The organism is Seonamhaeicola sp. (assembly GCF_028281565.1).
GTDB lineage: Bacteria > Bacteroidota > Bacteroidia > Flavobacteriales > Flavobacteriaceae > Seonamhaeicola.
This window is the reverse complement of sequence record NZ_JANQJQ010000043.1, coordinates 104,360-129,085: the sequence shown is the minus strand read 5'-3', so window position 1 is coordinate 129,085 and position 24,726 is coordinate 104,360. Positions and strand designations below refer to the sequence as shown.

At 37.7% G+C, this 24,726-nt stretch carries 24 protein-coding genes and 1 pseudogene; 11 read left to right on the top strand and 14 right to left on the bottom strand.

Annotated elements, in window-relative coordinates; all coding sequences use genetic code 11:
- The first annotated feature begins 126 nt into the window (after positions 1-126).
- The 4 genes from folE to Q0983_RS17955 all read left to right on the top strand — a co-directional run bounded on the left by folE (position 127) and on the right by Q0983_RS17955 (position 4,424).
- Positions 127-804: a GTP cyclohydrolase I FolE gene (gene folE / locus Q0983_RS17970; RefSeq protein ID WP_299556267.1), complete on the top strand. Its 678-nt coding sequence runs from the start codon at positions 127-129 to the stop codon at positions 802-804.
- Between the two features lie 35 nt (positions 805-839).
- The gene (cysS, locus tag Q0983_RS17965; protein WP_299556266.1) at positions 840-2,321 is read left to right on the top strand and encodes a cysteine--tRNA ligase; all 1,482 of its coding nucleotides are present in this window, start codon (positions 840-842) and stop codon (positions 2,319-2,321) included.
- 89 nt (positions 2,322-2,410) lie between these two features.
- On the top strand, positions 2,411-2,635 hold the full coding sequence (gene yidD / locus Q0983_RS17960) for a membrane protein insertion efficiency factor YidD (RefSeq protein WP_299556265.1): 225 nt from the start codon (positions 2,411-2,413) through the stop codon (positions 2,633-2,635).
- 61 nt (positions 2,636-2,696) lie between these two features.
- The gene (locus tag Q0983_RS17955) at positions 2,697-4,424 is read left to right on the top strand and encodes an amidohydrolase (protein ID WP_299556264.1); all 1,728 of its coding nucleotides are present in this window, start codon (positions 2,697-2,699) and stop codon (positions 4,422-4,424) included.
- A 2-nt stretch (positions 4,425-4,426) separates the two neighbouring features.
- On the opposite strand, the gene Q0983_RS17950 is transcribed toward Q0983_RS17955, so the two are convergent.
- The gene (locus Q0983_RS17950; protein WP_299556263.1) at positions 4,427-5,887 is read right to left on the bottom strand and encodes an aminoacyl-histidine dipeptidase; all 1,461 of its coding nucleotides are present in this window, start codon (positions 5,885-5,887) and stop codon (positions 4,427-4,429) included.
- A gap of 73 nt (positions 5,888-5,960) precedes the next feature.
- Here Q0983_RS17950 and Q0983_RS17945 point away from each other — a divergent pair, with 73 nt between their 5' ends.
- The 4 genes and pseudogenes from Q0983_RS17945 to Q0983_RS17930 all read left to right on the top strand — a co-directional run bounded on the left by Q0983_RS17945 (position 5,961) and on the right by Q0983_RS17930 (position 9,501).
- Positions 5,961-7,031, top strand: coding sequence for a DUF3810 domain-containing protein (locus tag Q0983_RS17945; RefSeq protein ID WP_299556262.1), 1,071 nt, complete (start codon positions 5,961-5,963; stop codon positions 7,029-7,031).
- A gap of 9 nt (positions 7,032-7,040) precedes the next feature.
- Positions 7,041-7,796: pseudogene (locus Q0983_RS17940) on the top strand (RNA methyltransferase); the annotation flags it as partial.
- A 94-nt stretch (positions 7,797-7,890) separates the two neighbouring features.
- A complete protein-coding gene (locus Q0983_RS17935; protein ID WP_299556261.1) occupies positions 7,891-8,229 on the top strand; it encodes a GIY-YIG nuclease family protein in 339 nt (112 codons plus the stop codon).
- A 39-nt stretch (positions 8,230-8,268) separates the two neighbouring features.
- On the top strand, positions 8,269-9,501 hold the full coding sequence (locus Q0983_RS17930) for a M48 family metallopeptidase (RefSeq protein WP_299556260.1): 1,233 nt from the start codon (positions 8,269-8,271) through the stop codon (positions 9,499-9,501).
- Positions 9,502-9,558: 57 nt separating this feature from the next.
- On the opposite strand, the gene Q0983_RS17925 is transcribed toward Q0983_RS17930, so the two are convergent.
- Positions 9,559-10,008: an SRPBCC domain-containing protein gene (locus tag Q0983_RS17925; RefSeq protein WP_299556259.1), complete on the bottom strand. Its 450-nt coding sequence runs from the start codon at positions 10,006-10,008 to the stop codon at positions 9,559-9,561.
- Complete coding sequence (locus Q0983_RS17920; RefSeq protein ID WP_299556258.1) at positions 10,001-10,333, bottom strand: metalloregulator ArsR/SmtB family transcription factor; 333 nt, start codon at positions 10,331-10,333, stop codon at positions 10,001-10,003. The genes Q0983_RS17925 and Q0983_RS17920 overlap by 8 nt, the downstream gene beginning before the upstream one ends.
- A 330-nt stretch (positions 10,334-10,663) precedes the next feature.
- Between Q0983_RS17920 and Q0983_RS17915 the strand changes: the two genes are divergently transcribed.
- Both Q0983_RS17915 and Q0983_RS17910 read left to right on the top strand, forming a co-directional pair.
- On the top strand, positions 10,664-12,421 hold the full coding sequence (locus Q0983_RS17915; protein WP_299556257.1) for a DEAD/DEAH box helicase: 1,758 nt from the start codon (positions 10,664-10,666) through the stop codon (positions 12,419-12,421).
- Between the two features lie 193 nt (positions 12,422-12,614).
- On the top strand, positions 12,615-13,388 hold the full coding sequence (locus Q0983_RS17910; protein WP_299556256.1) for a carboxypeptidase-like regulatory domain-containing protein: 774 nt from the start codon (positions 12,615-12,617) through the stop codon (positions 13,386-13,388).
- Between the two features lie 4 nt (positions 13,389-13,392).
- Here Q0983_RS17910 and Q0983_RS17905 read toward each other — a convergent pair whose 3' ends face one another.
- From Q0983_RS17905 to Q0983_RS17890, 4 genes are all read right to left on the bottom strand, one after another.
- Complete coding sequence (locus Q0983_RS17905; RefSeq protein WP_299556255.1) at positions 13,393-13,815, bottom strand: VOC family protein; 423 nt, start codon at positions 13,813-13,815, stop codon at positions 13,393-13,395.
- A 60-nt stretch (positions 13,816-13,875) separates the two neighbouring features.
- Positions 13,876-14,250, bottom strand: a complete 375-nt coding sequence (locus Q0983_RS17900; protein ID WP_299556254.1) for a VOC family protein — start codon at positions 14,248-14,250, stop codon at positions 13,876-13,878.
- 6 nt (positions 14,251-14,256) lie between these two features.
- Entirely contained in the window at positions 14,257-14,784 is a 528-nt protein-coding gene (locus Q0983_RS17895; protein WP_299556253.1) for an SRPBCC family protein, read from the bottom strand.
- 123 nt (positions 14,785-14,907) lie between these two features.
- A complete protein-coding gene (locus tag Q0983_RS17890; protein WP_299556252.1) occupies positions 14,908-15,567 on the bottom strand; it encodes an RNA methyltransferase in 660 nt (219 codons plus the stop codon).
- A gap of 72 nt (positions 15,568-15,639) precedes the next feature.
- Between Q0983_RS17890 and Q0983_RS17885 the strand changes: the two genes are divergently transcribed.
- Positions 15,640-16,317 carry an NAD-dependent deacylase gene (locus tag Q0983_RS17885; RefSeq protein WP_299556251.1) on the top strand — a complete coding sequence of 226 codons (678 nt, stop codon included), beginning with the start codon at positions 15,640-15,642 and terminating at the stop codon, positions 16,315-16,317.
- Positions 16,318-16,329: 12 nt separating this feature from the next.
- On the opposite strand, the gene Q0983_RS17880 is transcribed toward Q0983_RS17885, so the two are convergent.
- From Q0983_RS17880 to Q0983_RS17850, 7 genes are all read right to left on the bottom strand, one after another.
- Positions 16,330-17,079: an alpha/beta hydrolase gene (locus tag Q0983_RS17880; RefSeq protein WP_299556250.1), complete on the bottom strand. Its 750-nt coding sequence runs from the start codon at positions 17,077-17,079 to the stop codon at positions 16,330-16,332.
- 70 nt (positions 17,080-17,149) lie between these two features.
- The gene (locus Q0983_RS17875; protein WP_299556249.1) at positions 17,150-18,616 is read right to left on the bottom strand and encodes a sodium:solute symporter family protein; all 1,467 of its coding nucleotides are present in this window, start codon (positions 18,614-18,616) and stop codon (positions 17,150-17,152) included.
- Positions 18,616-18,792, bottom strand: a complete 177-nt coding sequence (locus Q0983_RS17870) for a hypothetical protein (RefSeq protein ID WP_299556248.1) — start codon at positions 18,790-18,792, stop codon at positions 18,616-18,618. Before Q0983_RS17870 ends, Q0983_RS17875 begins: the two co-directional genes overlap by 1 nt.
- Before the next feature lie 68 nt (positions 18,793-18,860).
- Positions 18,861-20,339: a sulfatase gene (locus Q0983_RS17865; protein WP_299556247.1), complete on the bottom strand. Its 1,479-nt coding sequence runs from the start codon at positions 20,337-20,339 to the stop codon at positions 18,861-18,863.
- 12 nt (positions 20,340-20,351) lie between these two features.
- Positions 20,352-20,771: a cupin domain-containing protein gene (locus tag Q0983_RS17860; RefSeq protein ID WP_299556246.1), complete on the bottom strand. Its 420-nt coding sequence runs from the start codon at positions 20,769-20,771 to the stop codon at positions 20,352-20,354.
- Positions 20,761-21,381 (bottom strand): alpha-ketoglutarate-dependent dioxygenase AlkB, encoded by a 621-nt coding sequence (locus Q0983_RS17855; protein WP_299556245.1) that lies wholly within the window; start codon positions 21,379-21,381, stop codon positions 20,761-20,763. Before Q0983_RS17855 ends, Q0983_RS17860 begins: the two co-directional genes overlap by 11 nt.
- 32 nt (positions 21,382-21,413) lie before the next feature.
- Positions 21,414-24,722 carry a T9SS type B sorting domain-containing protein gene (locus Q0983_RS17850; RefSeq protein ID WP_299556244.1) on the bottom strand — a complete coding sequence of 1,103 codons (3,309 nt, stop codon included), beginning with the start codon at positions 24,720-24,722 and terminating at the stop codon, positions 21,414-21,416.
- Positions 24,723-24,726 lie beyond the last annotated feature (4 nt).

Sequence of the window (24,726 nt, the reverse complement as noted above, 5' to 3'; positions counted from 1 at the left end):
TTATTTTTTTCTGTAATTATATTATTAAAACTGAGACTAAGCCTGAAATATTAATTATTTGCTAACATTAAGCATAAGAAAAGTATAATGCTTATCTTTGCAAACTCAATTATTGACTCAATAAAGATGAAATTTGATAAAGATTTTGAAGATTTTGATGCCATAGGAAATGAGCACATTGGAACATCACAAAATACACCTATGCGTAGTGATGCTTTTAAATTGACAAAAGAGGAAAAGATAGATATCATTAAAGACGATGTCCGCCATATTATGGAAACGCTTGGTTTAGACTTAACTGATGATAGTTTAAGAGGTACTCCGAGTCGTGTTGCAAAAATGTTTGTCAAAGAAATTTTTGGAGGCTTAGACCCCAAAAAAAAGCCCAGTGCGTCAACCTTTGAAAACAAATACAAATACGGTGAGATGTTGGTTGAAAAAAACATTACTGTATATTCAACCTGTGAGCATCATTTACTTCCTATAGTAGGGAAAGCTCATATTGCCTACATTTCTAACGGTACGGTTGTAGGTTTGTCAAAAATGAACCGTATTGTTGATTATTATGCTAAACGTCCGCAGGTTCAGGAGCGTTTAACCATTCAAATTGTAAAAGAACTTCAGGAAGTTTTAGAAACTAAAGATGTAGCTTGTGTTATAGATGCTAAACATTTATGTGTTAACTCCAGAGGTATTAGAGATATTGAAAGCAGTACGGTTACTTCGGAATTTGGAGGTCGATTTAAAGACAAAGCAACACGTCGTGAATTTCTGGACTATATTAAGTTGGACACCAAATTTTAGTTAAATTTCATAAACTGATTTCCCATTTACTAACCATGCAATTGTACAAAAATCAGGAATTAAAAATATACAATTCACTTACCGGAGAAAAAGAAATATTCAAACCTATTAACGATGGCCATGTAGGGATGTATGTATGCGGACCAACCGTTTACAGCAATGTGCATTTGGGTAATGTGAGAACTTTTATGTCTTTTGATGTTATTTTCAGATACCTGAAACATTTAGGCTATAAAGTTAGGTATGTTAGAAATATCACAGATGCCGGTCACTTAGAAAACGATGCTGATGTTGGGGAAGATAAAATCACTAAAAAAGCGCGTTTAGAGCAAATTGAACCTATGGAAGTAGTACAACGCTATACCGTAGATTTTCACAACGTTTTAAGCATACTAAACTTTTTACCGCCTAGTATTGAACCCACAGCTACAGGACATATTATTGAGCAAATTGAGCTGGTAAAGGCTATAATTGATAACGGATTTGCTTATGAGGTCAATGGCTCTGTATATTTTGATGTTCACAAATTTAATGAAACCAGTATATATGGTAAGCTGAGTAAAAGAGTACTTGAAGATTTAATTCACAACACACGTACTTTGGATGGACAAAGCGACAAAAAGAATCCTCAGGATTTTGCCCTTTGGAAAAAAGCTGAACCGCAACACATTATGCGTTGGCCTTCTCCCTGGGGTGACGGCTTTCCGGGTTGGCACTTAGAGTGCACCGCTATGAGCACCAAGTATCTAGGAGAAACTTTTGATATTCACGGTGGCGGTATGGATTTAAAATTTCCGCACCACGAATGTGAAATAGCTCAAAACGAAGCCGCCCTTGGTAAATCACCGGTAAATTACTGGATGCATGCTAACATGCTGGAGATGAACGGACAACGCATGGCTAAATCTACCGGAAACACCATTACTCCTCATGAATTATTATCTGGAGATAATGACAAAATGAGCAAGGCCTATTCACCAAGTGTGATTCGTTTCTTTATGGCGCAATCGTCTTACAGAAGTGTACTGGATTTAACAGATGACGGTTTAAAAGCCAGTGAAAAAGGCTATAACAGGCTTGTGGAAGCTATGGCATTAATGTCTAATTTGAAAACATCCGACACATCATCAATTAACATTAGCGAATGGCTTCAAAAGTGTTATGATGCCATGAACGATGATTTTAACACCCCCATTTTAATAGCCAATTTATTTGAAGGGGCTAAATATATCAATCAAATAAAAGAGGGTAGCGAAACGTTAACTGCAGAAGACCTGGAACTATTAAAAAACAGCTTAAACACCTTTGTTTTTGATGTTTTAGGGCTTTTAAAGGAATCCGAAAGCCAATCGGACAGTGATAAATTATCAGGTGCTGTAGAGATATTGATCAAGCTAAGACAAGAAGCCAGAGCCAATAAAGATTTTGCGTTATCTGATAAGATCAGGGATGAATTAGTAAAAGTTGGTATCCAGCTTAAAGATGGGAAAGACGGCACTACCTATTCTGTGAATTAAATTATATGTCATTCCTGCGAAAGCAGGGATCTTTTTAATGACGCTTAATACTCTAATGTGGATTCCCGCCTTCGCGGGAATGACAAAAAATGATTAAACGACTACTCATAGCACCGTTTTTGTTTTTGATAAAAGTGTACCAAACCCTTATATCTCCGTTAACGCCTGCCACATGCAGGTATACCCCAACGTGCTCGCAATATAGTAAAGAAGCATTAAGGAAACACGGCCTTTTAAAAGGTGGCTGGCTGGCTTTAAAACGTATTTTTAGTTGCCATCCCTGGGGTGGTTCGGGGCATGATCCGGTGCCGTAATATCCTCTCATCACCTCAATTTATATAATTATTGTAAATTCAGAGTCCTAATTCAACTGACATGAAATTACGCTGTTTTCTTTTCTCCGGTATAACTTTGGTTTTACTTTTTGTTTTCTCTTGTTCCAGCCCTAAAAAGGATTTCGCAACAATGCTTATTTATGGCGGCACCATTTATACGGTGGATGCCAATCAACCTATGGCTGAAGCAGTGGCTATTAAAAACAATAAGATTGTGTTTGTCGGGAGTCTAAAAGAAGCTGAGCCCTATAAAAATGACAAAACAAAACTTATCGATCTAAAAGGAAAAACCATGACACCCGGTTTAATTGAAGGGCATGGTCATTTCATGGGCTTAGGTTATAATGAATTAAACCTTGATCTATCAAATACTAAAAGCTATGAGGATATAGTAAATGCTGTTGGAGAACGTGTTAAAACAATTAAGCCCGGAGAATGGGTTATTGGCAGAGGTTGGCATCAAAGCAAATGGGACTCCTTACCCTCTAAAATGGTAAAAGGATTTCAAACCCACCATAAGTTAAGTGCAGTGTCTCCTGAAAACCCGGTTTATTTAAGTCATGCCAGCGGTCATGCAGGGTTTGCTAATGCAAAGGCTATGGAAGTAGCGGGGTTACATGGTTTGGCTAAGGAAGGTATTAAATCTTTTAAAGTCGAAGGCGGCGAAGTTATTTTAGATGCATTTGGAAGGCCTACCGGTATTTTTAACGAACGCGCACAATCCATTATTTACAAACATATTCCGGATAAGACACCCGAATCTGATATTGAAGCCTTTGAGCTAGCTATAAAAGCATGTCAAAAAAACGGTATTACAAGTTTTCATGATGCAGGTATCCCAAAAGAAACCATCGCTTTGTATGAAAAAATGAGGCAAGATGGAAAAATGAATACGCGTATATACGCCATGTTAACAGGATGGGATGAGGCATTATTAAATGAGTGGTACTTAAAAGGGCCCTCTATTGATTCCAGTCACTTATTGACTATCAGATCTGTAAAACTAAACTGTGACGGTGCTTTAGGATCCAGAGGAGCCTGGTTATTAGAACCTTATTCCGATAGGAAAGACCATTTTGGTCATGAAACATTACCTATGGAATTTGTAGAAAAAACGGCATTAAACGGGCTTAAAAATGGTTTTCAGGTTTGCTCTCATGCTATAGGGGACAGAGCTAACAGAGAAATACTGGACCGTTATGAATCCGCCTTTAAGAAGTTACCGGAAAAAGCCCTGGATCACAGGTTCAGGATAGAACACGCGCAACACTTACATCCGGAAGACATCCCACGTTTTGCCCAACTAAAGGTTATACCGGCTATGCAAGCGATACATATGTCATCAGACCGGCCATGGGCCATAGATCGCCTAGGTGAAAAACGTATAAAAGAAGGTGCGTATATGTGGCAGACCTTACTTAAAACCGGAATTCCAATTGTGAACGGAACCGATGTTCCTGTAGAGCCAATAAATCCAATTGCAAGCTTTTATGCCAGTGTTAGTCGAAAAACATTAAATGGCACACCGGAAGGTGGTTATGAGCCCGAACAAAAAATGACAAGAGAACAGGCATTAAAATCTTACACAATAGATGCTGCTTACGGAGCCTTTGAAGAAGCCATTAAAGGCTCTATCAGTGTTGGAAAATTAGCTGATTTCACAATTTATAATCAAGACCTGATGACAGTGGAAGAAAATAAAATCCTGGAAACAAAAATAGAAATGACCATCTTTAATGGAACCATTGTTTATTCCCGAGCTGAATAATTTCACTTCTCCGGAATCTGCTTTAAAATCTCCAACACAAACTTCCAATATTTTTGCACTGAGGAAATTTGAGTACGCTCATCCGGTGAATGGGCCCCTTTAATATTAGGTCCAAAACTGATCATATCCATATCCGGGTAATTAGTTCCCAGAATACCGCATTCCAAACCGGCATGACAGGCAGCCACATGTGGCTTTTCACCATTCAGTTCTTCATAAAGTCTGGTCATAACCTTTAAGATAGCCGAATCCATATTGGGTGTCCACCCCGGATAATCTCCTGAGAACTCTACTTCACAACCTGTTAATTCAAAAGCAGCCCGCAAGGTATTGGCTAAATCCATTTTAGCGCTTTCAACTGACGAACGTGTTAAACACAACACTTTTATTTCACCATCTTTGATGAGTACCCTGGCCATATTGTTAGACGTTTCCACTAAATCGGGAATGTCGGCACTCATGCTGTAAACCCCGTTTTGAGCTGCATAAAGTGCTCTGGTAACTCCCTCCTGAACGCCTAAATCCATGATCATTTTTGGAGTTTCGCATTTGGTAACGGCAATATTCAAATCGGGTTCCGTAGTCCTCAATTCTTTTTTAATGTTATTGGAAATCAAAGCCATTTCCAACAAAAAAGCGTCTTCATGAATAGCATCAATAGCCACTACGGCGCTGCTTTCACGTGGAATAGCATTGCGCAAACCACCGCCATCAATTTCAGAGATCCGTAACCCGAAATTCTCAAAACCATCAAATAACAAACGGTTCATTATTTTATTGGCATTCCCCAACCCTTCATGAATTTGCATCCCGGAATGTCCGCCTTGTAAGCCTTTCACTTCTATAGTGAACCCAATTTTAAACTCAGGTGTTTCTTCTTCATCATAAGTTCTGATAGCTGTTATATCTATCCCTCCGGCACACCCCACACCAATCTCATCATCTTCTTCAGTATCCAAATTCAGTAAAATACCGCCTTCTAACAAACCACCTTTTAAGCCCATGGCTCCTGTCATACCGGTTTCCTCGTCAATAGTAAACAACGCTTCAATAGCAGGATGTGGAATATCAGTACTTTCTAAAATGGCCATAATAGTAGCCACACCTAAACCGTTATCGGTACCAAGTGTTGTTCCTTTGGCCCTTACCCAATCGCCGTCAACATACATATCAATACCTTGCGTATCAAAATCAAAAACCGTATCGCTATTCTTTTGGTGTACCATATCTAAATGCGACTGCATTACAACAGTGATTCTGTGTTCCATACCGGCAGTAGCCGGTTTTTTAATGATCACATTGCCCACGTCATCCACTAAAGTTTCCAAACCAAGGTTTTCACCAAAAGCTTTCATAAAAGCAATCACACGTTCTTCTTTTTTTGAAGCTCTTGGCACAGCATTTAAATCGGCAAATTTATTCCATAGTTGTTGGGGTTGAAGTTGTCTTATTTCGGTACTCATAGTTTTAAAATCAAGTCATGCAAAGATACGTTTTACCAATGAGCATTAATAAACATTTACGTACTTTTGAATCATGTTAAAGCATAAAAAACTCATTCTGGCACTTAGCCTGATTCCCCAGTATTTTCTGGTAACGGTATTATCAAATTACCCTGATTTTGTTGAATCCTACTATAGTAACGGTTTGTATGTTTATATATCGAAACTGCTGCGATATACTTTGGGTTGGCTACCCTTTTCTTTTGGCGATCTGGTTTATGCTTTAGGTATTTTATATGCGTTAAGGTGGCTTTATAAAAACCGAAAAAGAATTTTAAAAGACACCCGAAAGTGGTTAATAGATGTAGCTTCGGCTTTAGCCGTTTTATACTTTGCTTTTCACTTTTTTTGGGGACTGAATTATTACAGGTTACCGCTTCATAAAAGCTTAAACCTGGAATCTGATTACACTACTGAACAACTGATTATTGTTACCAAAAAACTTATAGAAAAGTCAAATAAGTTACATTTAGAGATCGCGAAAAATGATACTATTAAAGTTGATTTACCATATTCTAAAAGGGATATTTTTAAAATAACACCAACCGGTTATGATAACTTAAAAACTGTTTTTCCGCATTTGGAATACCATCCGAAAAGTATAAAAAAGTCGTTGTTTAGTTACCCGTTAACGTATATGGGTTTTAGTGGTTATTTAAACCCGCTAACCAACGAAGCTCAGGTTGACGGGCTAATACCAACCATAAAGTTCCCAACAACGTCTGCACATGAAATGGCACATCAATTGGGGTATGCCGCTGAAAATGAAGCCAATTTTATTGGCTGTTTGGCTTCTATTAGCAATGATGATATTTATTTTAGATATTGTGGTTATTCCTTTGGATTAAAATATTGCCTTAATGAAATTCACAGACGTGATGAAGCCTTATTTGAGGATATAGTTGAAACAGTTAACAAAGGCATACTAAAAAACTATGAGGAAGTCCGTGAATTTTGGGAAGCACACCAGAACCCGTTAGAGCCTGTTTTTAAAGGGTTTTATGGTGGTTACTTAAAAGCCAACAACCAAAGTAAAGGTATGAACAGTTATAATTATGTAGTGGCCCTTATGGTTAATTATTTTGAAACTAAAGATTTAAATTAGTACCCCTTTATGATTAAAGAAATCACCAGCTTACAAAATCCGTTTATTAAGCAACTCGTTCAATTAAAGGATAAATCACGTGAACGCAAAAAAAGCGGCACATTTTTAATTGAAGGGGAACGCGAGGTGTCTTTAGCTCTAAAAGGTAATTATGAGATAGAGACTATCTTATTTAATCCTGAATTATTTTCACCGGAACAACTTGACGACCTAACAGCCAAACCACCAAACCTTATAGAGATTTCTACCGAAGTTTATCAAAAATTGGCGTATCGGGATACAACCGAAGGTGTTTTAGCTGTTGCAAAATCTAAGAACCATACTATTACTGATTTAGTCTTTGATACCGATAATCCTTTAATTTTAGTAGCCGAAGCTCCTGAAAAACCGGGAAATATCGGTGCCATTCTAAGAACTGCCGATGCTGCCAATGTAGATGCCGTCATAATAGCCAACCCTAAAACCGATTTATACAACCCCAATATTATTCGCTCCAGTGTAGGCTGTGTATTTACCAATCAAATTGCTACCGGTTCAACTTCTGAAATTATTGCGTTTTTAAAATCTGAGAACATCAACATTTATTGTGCGGCTTTACAAGCTTCAACAGAATATATTACCCAGGATTATACCAAACCATCTGCCATTGTGGTTGGAACCGAAGCCACCGGACTAAGTGATGAATGGCTGGAAAATGCTACCCAAAACATCATTATTCCCATGCAAGGAGAAATAGACTCTATGAATGTGTCCGTTGCAGCAGGAATTCTTATTTTTGAAGCCAAAAGACAACGAAATTTTACATAAAATTCCTAATGTCAGTCTGAGCGCAGTCGAAGACCTTTGAAAGTCCTAAAGTATGAATTCATATTATGTATATATTCTAAAATGTGCGGATGGCTCATATTACATCGGAATTACGAATAACTTAGATCAGCGTCTGACTTATCATCAATTGGGTAAAAACATAAATTGTTACACTTACAGACGGAGACCATTGGAAATGAAATTTTATCAGGTTTTCAATGATGTTTTACAAGCTATCTATTTCGAGAAAAAGTTAAAGAAATGGACGCGGGCCAAAAAAGAAGCTTTAATCAATGGCGATTTTGATATGCTTCAAATTTTGGCAGAATGTAGAAATGCTACTCATTATAAATATAATAGCAGATGGGCACTTCGACTGCGCTCAGTGTGACATGAAAACTAATTTTAATTTAGAACAAACGAAAAAATAATGACATCAACAATACTTTTCTATATCATAGTAGGCATCATAATTTTAAATTTTGTCATTGATAAAATTCTTGACGCTCTAAATGCGAAACATTTTAAAGATGAACTTCCTGAAGATCTACAGGATGTTTATGATGACAGCGAATACAAAAAGTCACAAAACTATAAAGCTACCAACTATAAATTCGGGATTTTAACGTCTACATTCTCCATACTTTTAACCCTTGGTTTTTTGTTTCTTGATGGCTTTGAGTTTGTTGATAATATTGCCAGAGGTTATAGCACGAATCCTATTGTTATTGCTTTAATCTTCTTTGGCATTATCATGATAGCCAGTGATATATTGACGACACCATTTTCGTATTACAGTACCTTTGTCATTGAAGAAAAATTCGGTTTTAATAAAACCACCAAAAAGACCTTCTTTTTAGATAAGGTAAAAGGTTGGTTGATGATGGTTATTTTAGGCGGTGGTATACTGGCTTTAATCATTTGGTTTTACCAGGTAACAGGAAAACACTTCTGGTTATATGCCTGGGGCTTAATTGCTGTTTTTACCGTTTTCATGAACATGTTTTACTCTAAACTTATTGTACCTCTATTCAACAAGCAAACTCCATTAGAAGCAGGTGATTTACGTAATAAAATATCAGCTTATGCGCAAACCGTTGGTTTTAAACTGAACAAAATTTTTGTCATTGACGGCTCTAAACGCAGTACCAAAGCCAACGCTTATTTCTCCGGTTTTGGAAGTGAAAAACGTGTCACACTTTATGATACATTGATCAATGATTTAGAGGATGAAGAAATTGTAGCGGTGTTGGCTCATGAAGTCGGTCATTACAAAAAGAAGCATATCATTTTTAACCTGTTTGCATCTATATTACTTACGGGCATTACTCTTTATATTTTATCTTTATTTATTTCAAATCCGTTATTATCACATGCCTTAGGTGCTGAAACTGCCAGTTTCCATATTGGACTCATCGCCTTTATGCTGCTCTATTCTCCTATTTCTGAGGTTACCGGGTTAATTATGAACGTGTTCTCAAGAAAGTTTGAATATCAAGCCGATGACTACGCTAAAAACACCTATAAAGGCGAACCTTTAATAACTAGCCTTAAAAAGCTATCTAAAAACAGCTTAAGTAATTTAACACCGCATCCCGCCTATGTGTTTATGCATTACTCGCATCCTACATTATTACAACGCATCAAGAATTTGCGGAAGTAATTTCTTTACGGCAAAAGCTCAAGAAAATACGCTTGAGCTTTTAAACTTATTCATTATTTATTGAACCTCTACAAGCTGTTGTAATCTCTCAAAAGCAGACCCCCAACCATTATAGAATCCCATTTCTTCCTGTTGCTTACAGTATTCCTCTGTTGGATGCACTACACTAAAAGTAAACTTTGTCTGTGCTCCATGTGCGTCAAATAAAGCTATTAATTCAACGTTGCTGGTCATGGGTTTAAAGTCTGCTGAAGACACTATCTTTTTGTAATCAATAATTTCTTTATAAACCCCTTCCGAAACAAATTCGCTTCCATCAGGCATGGGCATGACATACTTCCATTTTCCACCAACCTCAAAATTATGTTCGCTAACTTTCATTTCCATACCGCTGGGAGCCCACCATTTCACAATTTGCTCTGATTGTGTCCATGCGTCCCAAACCACTTTCAACGGCGCATTAAATGTTTTTTCAATGGTTAAAGTTCTACTTTCTAAATTACTCATGATCTTTATCGTTTTTGGTTTGTATTTTATTAATGTAATTTTCAAATGCATCTATTCTGTCTTCCCATAGTTTATTGTATTGTTTAATCCATAAGAACGCCGGAATTAATTGGGCAGGTTGAATAATACAAAAGCGTTCTCTCCCCTTTTTATTAAAGCTTATTATACCACATTCGTTCAAAATCCTTAAGTGCTTTGAAATGGCCGGCCTGCTAACTTGAAATTGTTGCGCAACGTCATTGACACTTAAAGCATTATCTGCTAACAACTCAATAATATCCCTTCTTATGGGGTCTGCAATGGCTTGAAAAACATCTCGTCTCATAACAAATTAAGTAACCGATTGGTTACAAATATAAATGTAACCATTCAGTTACGCAAATAAAATCAAGATTTTTTTTGTTTACTTCATGCTTCTAACCTCTAACTTCCAACTTTTACTTATCTTTGCCAGCTGAAACCAAAAAGATGAGATCCCGATATACATCGGGATTAATTCAACTAAAAAATTTGAATACGCTTTTAGACTCTTCAAATTTAAGTTTCATTAAAATGCCTCAGGGTGAGGCTGTGTTACCGGGAGTTTTAGGTTTAAGTATGTCGATTCGCTTCTTTATGTAACACTACATAATATAATCGAATACTTATTAAAGTAATGAACACATTCCAGGATCTAGGTTTGCAAGACAACCTATTACAGGCTATTAATGATCTGGGGTTTACAAAACCCAGTGAAGTACAGGACAAAGCCATCCCCATTTTATTAAATTCTGAAACCGACTTGGTGGCTTTAGCCCAAACCGGAACAGGGAAAACCGCAGCTTTTGGTTTTCCAATGCTTCAAAAAATCAACATGGATAGCAGAACAACCCAAGGGTTAATTTTATCACCTACCCGAGAGCTTTGTTTGCAAATAACCAACGAAATGAAGCTTTACGGCAAATACTGTAAAGGCTTAAATGTAGTGGCTATTTACGGTGGTGCCAGCATTACGGAGCAAGCCAGGGAAGTGAAACGCGGTGCTCAAATTATTGTGGCTACTCCGGGGCGCATGAAGGATATGATCAGCAGACGTTTGGTTGATATTTCTAAAATTGAATACAGTGTTTTAGACGAAGCCGATGAAATGCTTAACATGGGGTTTTATGAGGACATCACCAGTATTTTATCTCATACACCGGATGATAAAAGCACGTGGTTATTCTCGGCAACAATGCCTAAAGAGGTTGCGGCTATTGCAAAAAAATTCATGTATGATCCGGAGGAAATTACAGTTGGCCAAAAAAATGTAGGTAGTAAAAATGTATCGCATGAGTATTATTTAGTGAATTCAAGGGATCGTTATCAGGCTTTAAAACGATTAGCTGATGCTAATCCTGATATTTTCTCGGTAGTGTTTTGCAGAACAAAGCGTGATACCCAAAAAGTGGCAGAGCAACTTATTGAAGATGGTTACAATGCCGGAGCTTTACATGGTGATCTCAGTCAGAATCAGCGTGATCTGGTGATGAAATCGTTCAGAAATAAACAGATACAGATGTTGGTAGCTACCGATGTGGCTGCACGAGGTATTGATGTTGATGATATTACCCATGTCATTAACTACCAATTACCAGATGAAATTGAAACCTATACACACCGTTCCGGAAGAACGGGTAGAGCAGGAAAAACAGGGGTTTCCATGGTCATTGTTTCTAAAAGTGAGGTTAGAAAAATAAAGAGCATTGAACGCATCATTAAAAAGCAATTTGTAAAGAAAGACATTCCGGATGGCACCATGATCTGTGAAATACAATTGATGTCACTTGCCAATAAAGTTCACAATACGGAGATTAACCACGAAATAGACAAGCATTTAATCAGCATCAATGAACTGTTTGAGGATACCAGTAAAGATGAACTCATTAAAAAATTCTTTTCGGTAGAATTTACCCGGTTCTATAATTACTATCAAAAAGCCAGAAACTTAAATGTTTCTGATAATGGCAGAGACGAAAGCAGTTCCTCTTCTACGCGTTATTTTATTAACGTTGGAAGAAAAGATGGCTATGACTGGATGAGTTTAAAAGACTTTTTAAGAGAAGTTTTAGAACTTGGAAAAGACGATGTTTTTAAAGTAGAAACCAAGGATAGTTTCTCATTTTTTAACACCGAACCGGAACATCAACAAAAAGTTTTAGACTTTTTTACCGACTTTAAATACAATGGACGCTACGTTAATGTTGAAATTTCTGAAAACAGAAGCCGAAACAGAAAACGTGATGGCCGAAGAGGTGGTGGAAAACGTGATGACAAACGCAGTGATAAGCACTCAGGTTCCAGACGAAACAGCTCAAAACGATCTAATAAAAAAGTAAAACGTTCAAATTCAGGGAACTTTGGAGCTTCAAGACCAAGACGTTCCAGGCGGTAATAATTATGTCATTTTGAATGTTCCCTTTCAGGAACGGGCAAATGCTCAGAATGTCAATATCAGGAACGATACACCGGTGAACGGTTTGCAATTAAACGCTTTTGTTAATTTTTAGTCAAAATATGGAACAAAAAGCACCGTTACTATTTAGTTTAGTACTTTTATACCTAAATTAGAGTTATATTTAAATTATATGAAACACTACCTACTGGTTATTTGCCTTCTTTTTTCATCTGTCGCCCTTATGGCACAAGATGGTAAGACGGCTATTGGAGTAGTTTTAAATGCAGCTAACGATAAACCTTTGGAAAGTGTAAATATTGTTAATCTTAACGCTGTTAAGGGAACTACAACCAATAGTAAAGGCGAGTTTCAAATTGAGGCCAAAGTCAATGATACACTTCATTTTTCGTATTTAGGGTTTAAATCTATTAAAGTGCGTGTTACCAATGACTGGTTAAAGTTTGGAAGTTCTGATATTAAACTTACTGAATTGGCCCTGGCTTTGGAGGAGGTTGTAGTTAACCAGCTTAGACTCACCGGTTATTTAGAAGTTGACATCAAGCAAGTACCGGAACCAAATACTAATTACCGCTATCAAATTTCAGGTTTACCGAGTGGTTATGAAGCGTCTAAACCCTCTGCCATAAATAAGATCATAGGTTCTATTTTTAATCCTGCCGATTTTCTACACCGGATGTTTGGCAAAAAACCCAATGAATTGCGAAAGCTAAAAAAGATGAAGCAGGATGATGAAATCAGAAACCTGTTGGCATCGCGTTTTGACAGGGAAATGCTTACGGCGCTGTTGAAAGTTGAAAAAGTTGACCTTGATGAAATAGTTAGTCAGTGTAACTACTCAAAAGGGTTTATTCAAACCGCTAACGATTTGCAGATCCTTGATGCTATAAGCGAATGTTACGAGGAATACAAATTATTAAGCAGAGGGAGAAATAACAGGCTTTAGCCGGTTACACCTTATCTATATCGCAACTTACCATCCAGTGGACACCAAATTTATCCTGTAACATTCCAAATTTCCCACCCCAAAAGGCGTCCATAAACGGCATCATTAATTTTCCTCCTTCAGCGAGCGAATCACAAATAGCTTGTCCTTGCGCTTCATCATCAACACTTATGCTTACAGCAAAGTTGCTCCCGGAAACAAAATCCTGATCCTGGCTTAAATAATCTGAAGCCATCAGTAACGTGCCTCCAAATTCTAAGGTACAATGCATCACCCAATTTTGTGCAAAATCAGGTGCTTTAAAGGCCTCTTCCGGTGCTTCTCCAAACCTCATAAAAGTAGTCATAGTGCCATCTAATACATCTTTATAAAAGTTCATGGCCGTTTCACAATTCCCGTTAAAATGTAAATAAGTGTGTGCTTTCATTTTATATTATTTATTGTTGTAGTTTTCAAACCATCATATATTCCCTATAAGAATATCCTTTTATACTCTTGAATGAAGTGCTACCCGGTTACCCTCACAGTCAATGAATGCTGCCATATAACCATGTTCCGGTGAGATTTGAGTTTTAGGTTGGTAAATTTTCCCTCCTGCTTTTTCTACTCTGTCCAATTCATTTTGAATATCGTCACTCATAAAATATATCAAGGTTCCTTCCTGACTTGGTATATAGGATTCCTGCTTAATTAATGTCCCGGCAGCACCTTCTTTTCCCTCGGCAAACGGGAACCATCCCATTAATAAACCGCCAAAATTCTGAACATCAATTTTAAGCTGAAAAACATGTTCGTAAAACGCTTTAGCTCTATCCATATCTGATACCGGAATTTCAAACCAGCCAACCATATTTCTGTCCATAACTATCTATTTTTCTAATATATATTTTAAAGACGACAAGCCATCATCAAAATCTTTACCAACCGCTTTATCCATGTTAAAGAACAGCATAAAAATACTGAACGGGAATTTGTTCTTACCCGAAAACCCCCAAATCACTTTGGTTCTTTCATCTCCTAAATACTCCACCCGTAAATAGGCGTCGGACTGTGATTTCCAGGGCTTAAAAAACCGTAATTCAGATTCAATAACATCATCTTTATAAATACGCTTAATTTCCTGTTCACCGGAGCCAACATCTTTATTGCCTACCCATCTTGAAATAAAGCCAACCTCACCGTCGGTTCCAATAAACTCCTGAGTCATATCGGGGTCTTTTTTCTTCCAGGGAGACCATTCGTTCTGATTCTTTATATGCTTTAAATATTGAAAAACTTCTGAAATAGGTTTGTTTATTTCTATGCTTCTATAAACATGATATTTTTTAGGAGCAATAAGAGCCAGTATAATAAAAATTGCTATAAATCCCAGTAGGATGTAAAGGATAATATACATAATGCTATTGTTTTAGTTTAGAGCTATTAAATTTACAAAAATTATATTACACACTGAGTAAGATTATAACACTTTGATTTAGTTTTAAAAACAAACTGAGCTTTGAACTAAAAGACCAAATTACTACTCAGACAGTTTATTAAAACGCTCTACAATATCATCATAACTTTTAATGGTTTTGGCAATCCAATCCAGTTTTTTTTCTTGTATTTCCGTTTCGGTTAGTTGCCAATTGATATCTGTTAGCCTCAGTTTTGCTGTAACATGTTGCAGTATAATGGCTGCAGATACTGAAATATTTAAACTCTCTGTAAAACCAACCATAGGTATTTTCAAAAAACAATCTGCTTCCTCTAAAACCTCATCAGACAATCCTTCGGTTTCTCTTCCAAAGAAAAAGCAAGATCTTTTAGTAACATCAAAATCGTTTAAAACACAATCATTTTTATGTGGTGTAGTAGCTACAATTTGATAGCCTTTTTGCTTTAAGTCCATAATGCAATCCTTTACGGAACAATAGCGGTTTAAATCTACCCATTTTTGAGCACCCATAGCAATTTCTCTGTCAATACGCCTGGTATTTTGCTCTTCAACAATATTAACCTCTTGAATTCCGAACACATCACAACTTCTTATAACCGCACTGGTATTATGAAGTTGGTACACATCTTCCGTAGCAACTGTAAAATGTTTAGTACGTTGTTGTAGCACCTCATTAAAACGCCTTTTGCGGTTTTCGGTTAAATAGGTTTCTAAATATTGTAATAAATTCAAATCGATCATATCTCAAATTTAATAAAGTTGTTCGAGAATCTTCACTTTGTTTAGAATGACAAAATGGTTAGTTTTATACTTATGAAAAAACATATTGTTGTACTTACAGGTGCGGGCGTGAGTGCCGAAAGTGGCGTAAAAACCTTTAGAGATGCCGGAGGGCTTTGGGAAGGACATGACGTCATGGAGGTGGCATCACCTCAAGGTTATGCTGCAAACCCCGAACTGGTTTTAGATTTTTATAACCAGAGACGCCGCCAATTATTCGAGGTTAAACCTAATAGCGCTCATGTTGATTTGGCCAAATTGGAAACCGATTTCAAAGTCACTATTGTCACCCAAAATATAGATGATTTGCACGAACGCGCTGGAAGTACCCATGTGATCCATTTACATGGTGAACTCCTGAAAGCGAGAAGTACTTATGATAAAAACGATATACAAGAATGGAAAACAGATCTGGTATTAGGGGATTTATGTCGTAAAGGGTATCAATTACGCCCACATATTGTTTGGTTTGGTGAAGATGTACCTATGATTACCAAAGCTATGGAAATCTGTGAAACTGCTGATATTTTAGTGATTATTGGTACGTCTATGCAAGTATATCCTGCCGCCGGATTAATGTATTATGTCCCGGAAGGCACCCCGGTATATTATATTGACCCGAATCCGGCGCTTTCAGGTAATGACCATGTTACGGTTATTGCCAAACCTGCTACTGCCGGTGTAAAGGAAATGGTTGAAACCTATTTTTAAAGGCGGCAAGTCCTATTTAGCTTCAATGTCTTTTAACATTTTAACAAAGGCTTCCGGTGCAGACCATTGTGCATTATGGTCTGCTTCTAATTGAAGCATGGTCCACCCTTTTTTTTCGGCTCTTTTTGCCTGCCGTGCAAACCCGTCCTTTTCAGGGTCCTGTCCTTTATCTACAGTAAGTATATAGGTTGTTGCCAGCTCTAATCTTTTAGGGTTTTTCAGGGAAATTCTATCAGTCCATGTTTTCAGGGGATGTGGTACGTCTTTTGGAGGTAATGTTCCTTCTTTAACCCATGGAGGAACAATATGTCCGTTTACCGCTTTAAAGTTCCTGTTTCCTGTAATGGAACCAACACTTTCATTATTTTCAGGAACAAAAGCATCAATATATATGAGTTTAGATATCCGCTCCGGTATGCTGTCGGCAACGCCCGTTATCACCATACCACCATAACTGTGCCCAACCAAAATAATATTGTCAAGTTCTTCATAAAGAACAGTATTTACAATATCCGTTATATGCGTATCCAGGCCTACTTCCAGGCTAGCCAGATGCACCCGCTCTCCCTGGCCTGTCAATGTAGGACGGTAAACCATACTTCCTGTTGCTGTTAATAACGAATCGACCTTTTTAAAAGCCCATCCGCCTCCCCATGCGCCGTGCACAATAACATAGGTTGCTTCAGATGTTGACTGTGGCCATGCCATTTGAAACGACATCATAGAGATCATAAAAATCAGAATAACTCTAAACTTTTTCATCTGTTTAAATTTTATTGTTCTACATAGGTCAGATGTAATTCGCCATTAAACATTTTAGTGGGTATTCCGTTTAGTTATTATGGCTCATTTCATATACTTTTCGTTTAGGATTAGAAAATATATAACAACACAATATGTTCAACACAAAACCGATCAAACCAACGTGAACATTATATATGGTTTTAATTCCCAGGAAGAACGCTCCTGTGGCAAATACAAATCCAATGCATAAACCAACAAACATACCCTTAGATGTCACTTTTTGAGAATGTATTCCCAACAAGAATAACGGAGCAGTCTGTACCAATATCTGCATTTTTAGCTCAATCAAGCCCCAAAGCGTTATCTTGGGTTGTAAAGCGACCAAAACCATTAAAAACATGATGGCCCATGAAAACAGTTTGCCAATTTTGGTCAAACGTTCACTTGACGCATTTTTAAACCTGAACTTCCCCAAAATATCTTTGGCTACTATAGATGATAAGCTTAATAATACCGAATCTGCCGTAGACATAATGGCCGCTATTAACCCAACAACTACCATGACCATCAACCCAAAATTGAGAGCCGAATCACCACCCCAAACATTTAGCATTATGGGCAGTACGGTATCCTTAGAGACATCCTGAGCATCTACAAAATGGGGAATACTAATGACTCCCAATAGGAATAAGATCAGAACTGTTACCAGTGGCATAACGACCATAGCTCCAAGTGACTGCCGCAATGATTTTATCGATTTTGCAGCGTAAATACGTTGAATAACCTGTGGGTAAACAGCGCCTCCTAATCCGATCATGAGCAGTATACTAGCCCAATACACTCTAAAACTAACTTCGGGAACCCCTATTTTTTGAGGCTCATTTTTAATAAGCCAGGCACTTATTTTTGTTAATTCGTCTGTATCGGGCATCACTATAAGAAATAGTCCCACCAAACCGGCAAATAACATAACGCCTTGAATAACATCGGTCCAGGCAACAGCTCTCATACCTCCAAGTGATTCGTAAATAATCACCACAAAGGCCAAGGAAACCACGCCTGCCCAATACGGTACTTGCCCATCGGTTACACCATTTACAACATGCCCCATAGCCATAAGCTGGGATAATAAAAAGTTAACTGATACCAGAACAAGAATAACGTTTGCCAATAAGGTTAGCTTTGGCAAATTGAACCGATAGTCGAACCAATCTCCCGGCGTAATAAAATTGAACTTCTTTGAAATGTTATATAACTGCGGCGCAAAAGTGAGATAAAATATCACCACAGCAGTCATGTATCCCAATATCAGGATCATCCCCATACCTTTATTAACCACCTCGGCCGGCGTTACCAGCATGGTATTGGCACTATATTGCGTAGCATATAAAGTGAAAAGTAATACAAAGGACCCTAATCCGCTTCCGGCTAAATAAAACTCTTTTAGTGAATTGGACTTTCTACGTTTGTTGGCCAGAAATCCAAGCCCTAACAAGGCTATTAAATAAAGCCCTATACAGGCTATAATAATAGTGTTTGTATTAGTTGTATCCATTAAACTATGCTTTCCAGAATTTTCCAATAACCCAAATGGTGAACACCGCCATCACTACTATGGCTGCTATACACAGCACAAGCCACAATGGTAAACCAAAGGTAAGGTGCATAGTCTGCTCTTCCGGTAGATACCATGGAATGGAAAGGGAAAACAATACGGTATATATCATCCATACCCAATTTGGAAACACTTTTTTTGTTTGCATATTTTAAAAACTTACAATGACAACCAATATACTATACTATTCTTTTAATTTTCCAATTGCTCTGTTTTCAGAACCCTTAGCAATACCAACATTTAAATCACCTAATTCAGTTCTTGCATTTTCCACAACATCCATGAGCTCTTCAACTTTTTCAGGGTAATAATCATAAACGTTATATTGTTCACCGGGGTCACGCATCATATTATAGAGTTCAGGTTCATCAATGGTCTTTTTAATCCGCTTGCCTCCATGACCATCATTTCCCGGTATGGTATCATATGAAGCCCAGGTATGCGGTAACACTAATTTCCAATGGCCTTTACGCACACCATTTAAGTGGTTTTTATGGAAATAATACAAAATAGTTTCTCTGGGATTCGATTCAAGGTCGCCTTTAAAAAGCGATGAAATATCCACACCATCAATCTTATTATCAGATAACCTTCCTCCAGTTATACTTGCCAACGTTGGTAACAAATCAATGGCGCAAGCCAGCTTATTACAAACAGTTCCTTCAGGAACATTATTTGGCCAATTAATAATGAAAGGCACGCGTTGCCCGCCTTCCCAACTGGTTGTTTTACCTTCTCTAAGCCCACCTGAAGAACCGGCATGATTTCCAAAATTAAGCCATGGTCCGTTATCTGTTGTGAAAATGACAATGGTATTATCCGCGATATTATTTTGCTTTAAAGCTTTAGTAATTTCACCTACGGACCAATCTATTTCCATCATCACATCACCATAAAATCCTTGTTCACTTTTACCCCTGAACTTATCAGAGACCCCCAAAGGAATATGCCCCATAGTATGTGGCACATACAAAAAGAATGGTTCATCGGCATTTCTGTTTATAAAATCGACTGCTTTTTCAGTATAAAGTGTTGTTAGCATATCCTGATCCTTTAAACTTGAAATGGTATCAATCACTTTGTTCCCTTCAATTAATGGAAGTGGTGGCATATTAGCCCTACTAACTCCTGCTGCCAGGTGCTCTCCCGTTACATTACTATGAGGCCACATATCATTTGAATACGGTAACCCAACATATTCATCAAACCCGTGTTGCAGCGGTAGAAACGCTTTTTGCCAGCCCAAATGCCATTTGCCAAAACAAGCCGTGGCATAACCTTGCTCTTTAAACATTTCTGCTATCGTAAACTCATCCGGGTTTAAACCGATTTTATGATGTGGAAAAAGCGCTCCGGAAAAGCCAATTCTGTTGGGATAACAACCCGTTAGAAGCCCTGCTCTGGAAGCGCTGCATACCGGTTGGGCCGCATAAAAATTGGTAAAGCGCATACCTTTACTTGCCATCTTGTCAAGATTGGGCGTTTCAAAGCCTGTTGCGCCATAACATCCAACATCTCCATAACCCATGTCATCAATAAAAACAAGCACCACATTGGGTTTTGTATTACGCTTGTTATGCTCTTTATCAGAATTACAGCCTGTAAACAAGCTAACTATTAAAAACAAACTACTTATCTGCTTAAAGTTTTTAAATAAATGCATTGTGTATATTGGTTAATCTTTTTCTACAACTGTAATAGGCAAATCTTCGGTACCTGCATAAAACACTATAATCTGAGCCGGTTTATTGGTTTCATTAATACCATAATGAATTTTATAGACCAACTCCACTATGGCATCACCTTCTTTTAGAATTAAAACCTTATTATCAACATCAACCACTTTTAGTTCACCCTTAAGTAAAACGCCGGAGTTAATTACCGGATGATAATGTTTATGAAGTTTGGTTTTAGGTGGAATGGTTATTTTTAAAACGGTAACTTTTGGTTGCCCTTCAGGATAAGCCGGAAGGGTATCTCCGTTCCAGCTTTTAGTGGTCTCAGCTAATTTAACCACTTCAATATGGCTGGTTTTTCTTGCTGCACAGGAAACTACCAAAAGAGCCAGTATGCCTAAAGTTAATTTAATTTTCATTTTTAATGATTCTAAATGTAAGATTTATTCTTGGATTTATCGCTCTGCTCGTTTTAGGGATTTTATGTTTCCAAAAATGCTGGGTTTTACCCCGCATTATTAAAAAACTACCGTGCGTCAATGGTATATCAACCCTCTTTAAGTCAGTTCTTTTTATATGTCTCAATTGAAACGGGCGGGTTTCTCCAAACGATACAGAAGCAATAACAGGGTTTTCTCCTAACTCTTTTTCATTGTCCTGATGCCAATCGTTACTGTCCTTCCCATCCCGATAGTAATTAAGTAAACAAGAAGTAAATTCAACTTTTGCCACACTTTCGATGCTACTTTTAATAAACAACAAATCTTGAGTCCATGCATGCGGATGCATGGTTATTCCGGAATATGAATAGTCTTTATTGGTATCACCATATAAAGCGGAGAGCCTGGGAACATTAAATACCTTTCCATAAAAGGTAATTTGATCTTGCTGCCATTTAATGGTCTCTTTTAAACGCTTGAAAAGTCTATCTGATGTTTCTTCAGAAAAAAAGTGGTCGTATAAAACAATATCGGCATCGGGTAAATCAAATATTGTTTTTTGAATGTCTTTACCAAATACGTGTTTCAAATCAACCATCCTAATTTAACCAATTTAGCATATCATCTAACCAAACTAAAATGGCCTTTATATATTTTTGATTCTCCGGAAGTATGTACCAGGTTAGCAACAAACCAATAATCTGAACCAGGTAATGCCTGTCCGTTAAACGTTCCGTTCCAACCGGAAACACCAGGTATTAGTTGCTTTATCAACTTACCATACCTGTCAAAGATATGAATCGTAGAACTCGAGGTGTATTCATTGCCTAATCCTCGTATATTCCAGGTGTCATTATAATTATCGCCGTTTGGAGTGAAAAATTTTGGAAATCCTAAAATAAAAACCGGTAAAGGCGTGGTACCGCAACCATTTTTATCTCTTACATAAAGCACGTGGTCCCCTGATATAATACGATCAAAGAACGGGGCATCCTGAAAAGGCCCAAATTCATTATCCAAAGCAAACTCATAATCCCCAATGCCAATATCAGATATATCAATAGTGATGGAGTTATTATCTGATAACTCTACAATAGTTACATCATCAATGGTTATATCTGATACTCCGGATTCTACTACATTAAATGATACAGGGAAAGATTCACAATTATAAACAGACGTTGCTACTACTGTATATAAACCGCCACTGTTAACCTCAGCAGTAGATAAATTACTTATAACATCGCCATTTTCATTCATCCATTCATAAGTATAATTCCCATTAGGATTAAAGGTTCTCAATGTTATCGGATTACCATTTAAACAAAAAATATTGTCTTGATCTACTTCAAACTCAGGTCTTGGATAAACGGTCAATTGCAAATGCGGACCAATACCAAAACATTCACCGTTATCATCGCTTTCAACTCTTACGAATAAGGTTTCTGAAAACGGCGTTTGATTTACATAATCGGTGGCATTTGTAATCTCATTGGTCTCTAATTGAGCATCGGTTAAGGTATGGTAATAATACACCCTTAAATTCTGACCCGTTGGAAATTGATTAATAAAATTAGTGGAAGCACTTGTTAGATCAAATGTATTTAACCCATCAATAATGGCGTCATCATCGCATAATTCCATTGAACGGACATATCCCACTGGAAAAGAGGTTGTTGACACTTCCAAAGTAATGGTTGAAATTCTATAGCACCCCGTATTTATATTTTCAACACGGGCATACACCGTATTAGCTGTTTGATTATTAAACGGGGACGGATTAATGTCACCATTTTCTTGTTCCGCATCTGCTAATGACAAATAAAAGGTCACATCCATATCGGTTAAAACACCATTCGTTATAACCGAACTAACTTCGTTTAAATTAAAATCTGTGAACCCATCCGGATTGCCATCTTCATCACAATTTTTAAATACCACTGATGGCATGACAACAGGACGTGGATTAACCCGGATATCAAATGCTGTGTCTGTAAAACAGTTTGTATCTGAACTGTTCATCATCCTTACATAGATGGTTTGATTATCAGCAATGGTATTTTCAAATGCCTGGGGATTACCAATTAGGTTAGTATAACCGGCATCTAAATAATAAGCAAAACTAAAATCTGCACTTGATTTACCGTTTAACAAAATAGGTTCACGAAGTGTTAGATCAAATTCGGCAATGCCATTGGTATCATTACCATCAGCATCAGTATCACAGGTCTCTAATACTGGAATATCTGCAGATGCTAACGGAATAATAGTTTCATAGATTATTACGTCTACTGCTACTCTCGACAAACTTTCGCAAGTATTTATCGTTTGTGTTGCGTAATAGGTCCCATTAGCTAATAATTCGGTGGTATTTAACGGTGTGGTGTCTGTATTAGATGCATACCACAAAATATCTGTTCCTGTTACTGCTAAATCGCCAACGGCTGCATTCTCTATATCGCAAAATGTCTGGGTTGCAATAGCTGCCGGTGCCGGTGTTTTTTGAACCGTTAATGTTACCGGCGTTCTTGCAGTTGTTGTACAACCATTATTAGTGGCATCTACATAATAGATTGTAGTTGCAGTAATAATTGGAGTAGTGAAAGAATTGCCTGTTGCTAATAATGTGCCTCCCATTGGCGCATCATACCAATTAATAACGCCTTCCGAAGCGGTGGCTGATACGGTTCCTGATCCATCATCACAAATAATAGCATCCGTTACTGAGGTTATAGTAGGGATTGCTTTTACCGTTGCCGTAACCTGGGTTCTTGCACCATCTAAACAACCATTTACCGATGCCAGCACATAATAATTGGTAGTAGATGTTAGCGATGGCGTTGTGAAGGTTGCCCCTGTATGTACTTGACTCCCTCCTGTTAAAGCATCAAACCAAATTACATTTCCCATAGAGGCTGTGGCTTCCAAAGTCACACTACCTGGTCCACACCTCTCAGCATCCACAGTATTCGTAATGGATGGCACCGAAATTTTAGTACTTGCAGAAATATTAACTATCGGATCTCCCGGCATCCCACCATATTCTACAACATAACCTTGTGGATGATAATCGCTCGCCGGATTCAAATCACCAGCATTAGGAAGATCATTCCATGAGCCGGGTGTTCCAACATTAGGAGCTGTAACATGGGCATAATTCTCTTCACCATTAATATTGCTGCAACAGTCATTTGGTTCATTGATATTCCAATTGGCATAATTAGGTGTTGTTCCATTAATGCCACCATTCCAAAAAACGGTCCCGGCTTCGGGACCTGTAACCCATTCCCAAACACCTTCTGTAGTAGCATCACTGCCTCCAATCCAACCGGTACCGGCAACCTGTTCTCCCGTTAATTGTGCCTCTTCCGGCGATGTAACAGTAGCTAAATAGCCCTGTAAGCCAAAGTATGTTCTGGCTTCTGCTGCCGCTTTAGCAGCCGTCCATGTTATTCCTACACTAGGCACATATTCGTAATAGTGGTCTGTTGACGGCAAATAATTAGCATCTCCCACAGTAAAGGAAAAAAACTTGTCTCCCGAAACGTTAGCAGAACTACTTCGAAAAACAACATCATTTACAGCTGCAATCAAATCCGCATAACTCACATTAGCACCTCCAATACCGAATAAGGATAATTTTCCTTCCAAATTGTTCCAGGAACTAAGCACGTTAGGGTGGTTTCCGGTTAATTGCAATTGATCTTCACCATTAACATAACCCGTTGAAATTTGAATATACAAGGCTTCTATCTCCGTATCATCCGGATCTACGATATTAAAGCTTGAAACGACATTTATCTGACTTAATGGACAATACACCTGATCTCCCGTAGCTATAAGATTAGGGGGTACATTGGCTTGTGACCAACTACTATTGAAAGCACTGAGACACAAAGTAATTATAAACAGGTTTAAAACAGACCTCACAATG

What these genes read in the sequence shown, in the direction of transcription:
- folE (WP_299556267.1), top strand. Translation starts at nt 127, where the DNA reads ATGAAATTTGATAAAGATTTTGAAGATTTTGATGCCATAGGAAATGAG.
- cysS (WP_299556266.1), top strand. Translation starts at nt 840, where the DNA reads ATGCAATTGTACAAAAATCAGGAATTAAAAATATACAATTCACTTACC.
- yidD (WP_299556265.1), top strand. Translation starts at nt 2,411, where the DNA reads ATGATTAAACGACTACTCATAGCACCGTTTTTGTTTTTGATAAAAGTG.
- Q0983_RS17955 (WP_299556264.1), top strand. Translation starts at nt 2,697, where the DNA reads ATGAAATTACGCTGTTTTCTTTTCTCCGGTATAACTTTGGTTTTACTT.
- Q0983_RS17950 (WP_299556263.1), bottom strand. Translation starts at nt 5,887, where the DNA reads ATGAGTACCGAAATAAGACAACTTCAACCCCAACAACTATGGAATAAA.
- Q0983_RS17945 (WP_299556262.1), top strand. Translation starts at nt 5,961, where the DNA reads ATGTTAAAGCATAAAAAACTCATTCTGGCACTTAGCCTGATTCCCCAG.
- Q0983_RS17935 (WP_299556261.1), top strand. Translation starts at nt 7,891, where the DNA reads ATGAATTCATATTATGTATATATTCTAAAATGTGCGGATGGCTCATAT.
- Q0983_RS17930 (WP_299556260.1), top strand. Translation starts at nt 8,269, where the DNA reads ATGACATCAACAATACTTTTCTATATCATAGTAGGCATCATAATTTTA.
- Q0983_RS17925 (WP_299556259.1), bottom strand. Translation starts at nt 10,008, where the DNA reads ATGAGTAATTTAGAAAGTAGAACTTTAACCATTGAAAAAACATTTAAT.
- Q0983_RS17920 (WP_299556258.1), bottom strand. Translation starts at nt 10,333, where the DNA reads ATGAGACGAGATGTTTTTCAAGCCATTGCAGACCCCATAAGAAGGGAT.
- Q0983_RS17915 (WP_299556257.1), top strand. Translation starts at nt 10,664, where the DNA reads ATGAACACATTCCAGGATCTAGGTTTGCAAGACAACCTATTACAGGCT.
- Q0983_RS17910 (WP_299556256.1), top strand. Translation starts at nt 12,615, where the DNA reads ATGAAACACTACCTACTGGTTATTTGCCTTCTTTTTTCATCTGTCGCC.
- Q0983_RS17905 (WP_299556255.1), bottom strand. Translation starts at nt 13,815, where the DNA reads ATGAAAGCACACACTTATTTACATTTTAACGGGAATTGTGAAACGGCC.
- Q0983_RS17900 (WP_299556254.1), bottom strand. Translation starts at nt 14,250, where the DNA reads ATGGACAGAAATATGGTTGGCTGGTTTGAAATTCCGGTATCAGATATG.
- Q0983_RS17895 (WP_299556253.1), bottom strand. Translation starts at nt 14,784, where the DNA reads ATGTATATTATCCTTTACATCCTACTGGGATTTATAGCAATTTTTATT.
- Q0983_RS17890 (WP_299556252.1), bottom strand. Translation starts at nt 15,567, where the DNA reads ATGATCGATTTGAATTTATTACAATATTTAGAAACCTATTTAACCGAA.
- Q0983_RS17885 (WP_299556251.1), top strand. Translation starts at nt 15,640, where the DNA reads ATGAAAAAACATATTGTTGTACTTACAGGTGCGGGCGTGAGTGCCGAA.
- Q0983_RS17880 (WP_299556250.1), bottom strand. Translation starts at nt 17,079, where the DNA reads ATGAAAAAGTTTAGAGTTATTCTGATTTTTATGATCTCTATGATGTCG.
- Q0983_RS17875 (WP_299556249.1), bottom strand. Translation starts at nt 18,616, where the DNA reads ATGGATACAACTAATACAAACACTATTATTATAGCCTGTATAGGGCTT.
- Q0983_RS17870 (WP_299556248.1), bottom strand. Translation starts at nt 18,792, where the DNA reads ATGGATGATATATACCGTATTGTTTTCCCTTTCCATTCCATGGTATCT.
- Q0983_RS17865 (WP_299556247.1), bottom strand. Translation starts at nt 20,339, where the DNA reads ATGCATTTATTTAAAAACTTTAAGCAGATAAGTAGTTTGTTTTTAATA.
- Q0983_RS17860 (WP_299556246.1), bottom strand. Translation starts at nt 20,771, where the DNA reads ATGAAAATTAAATTAACTTTAGGCATACTGGCTCTTTTGGTAGTTTCC.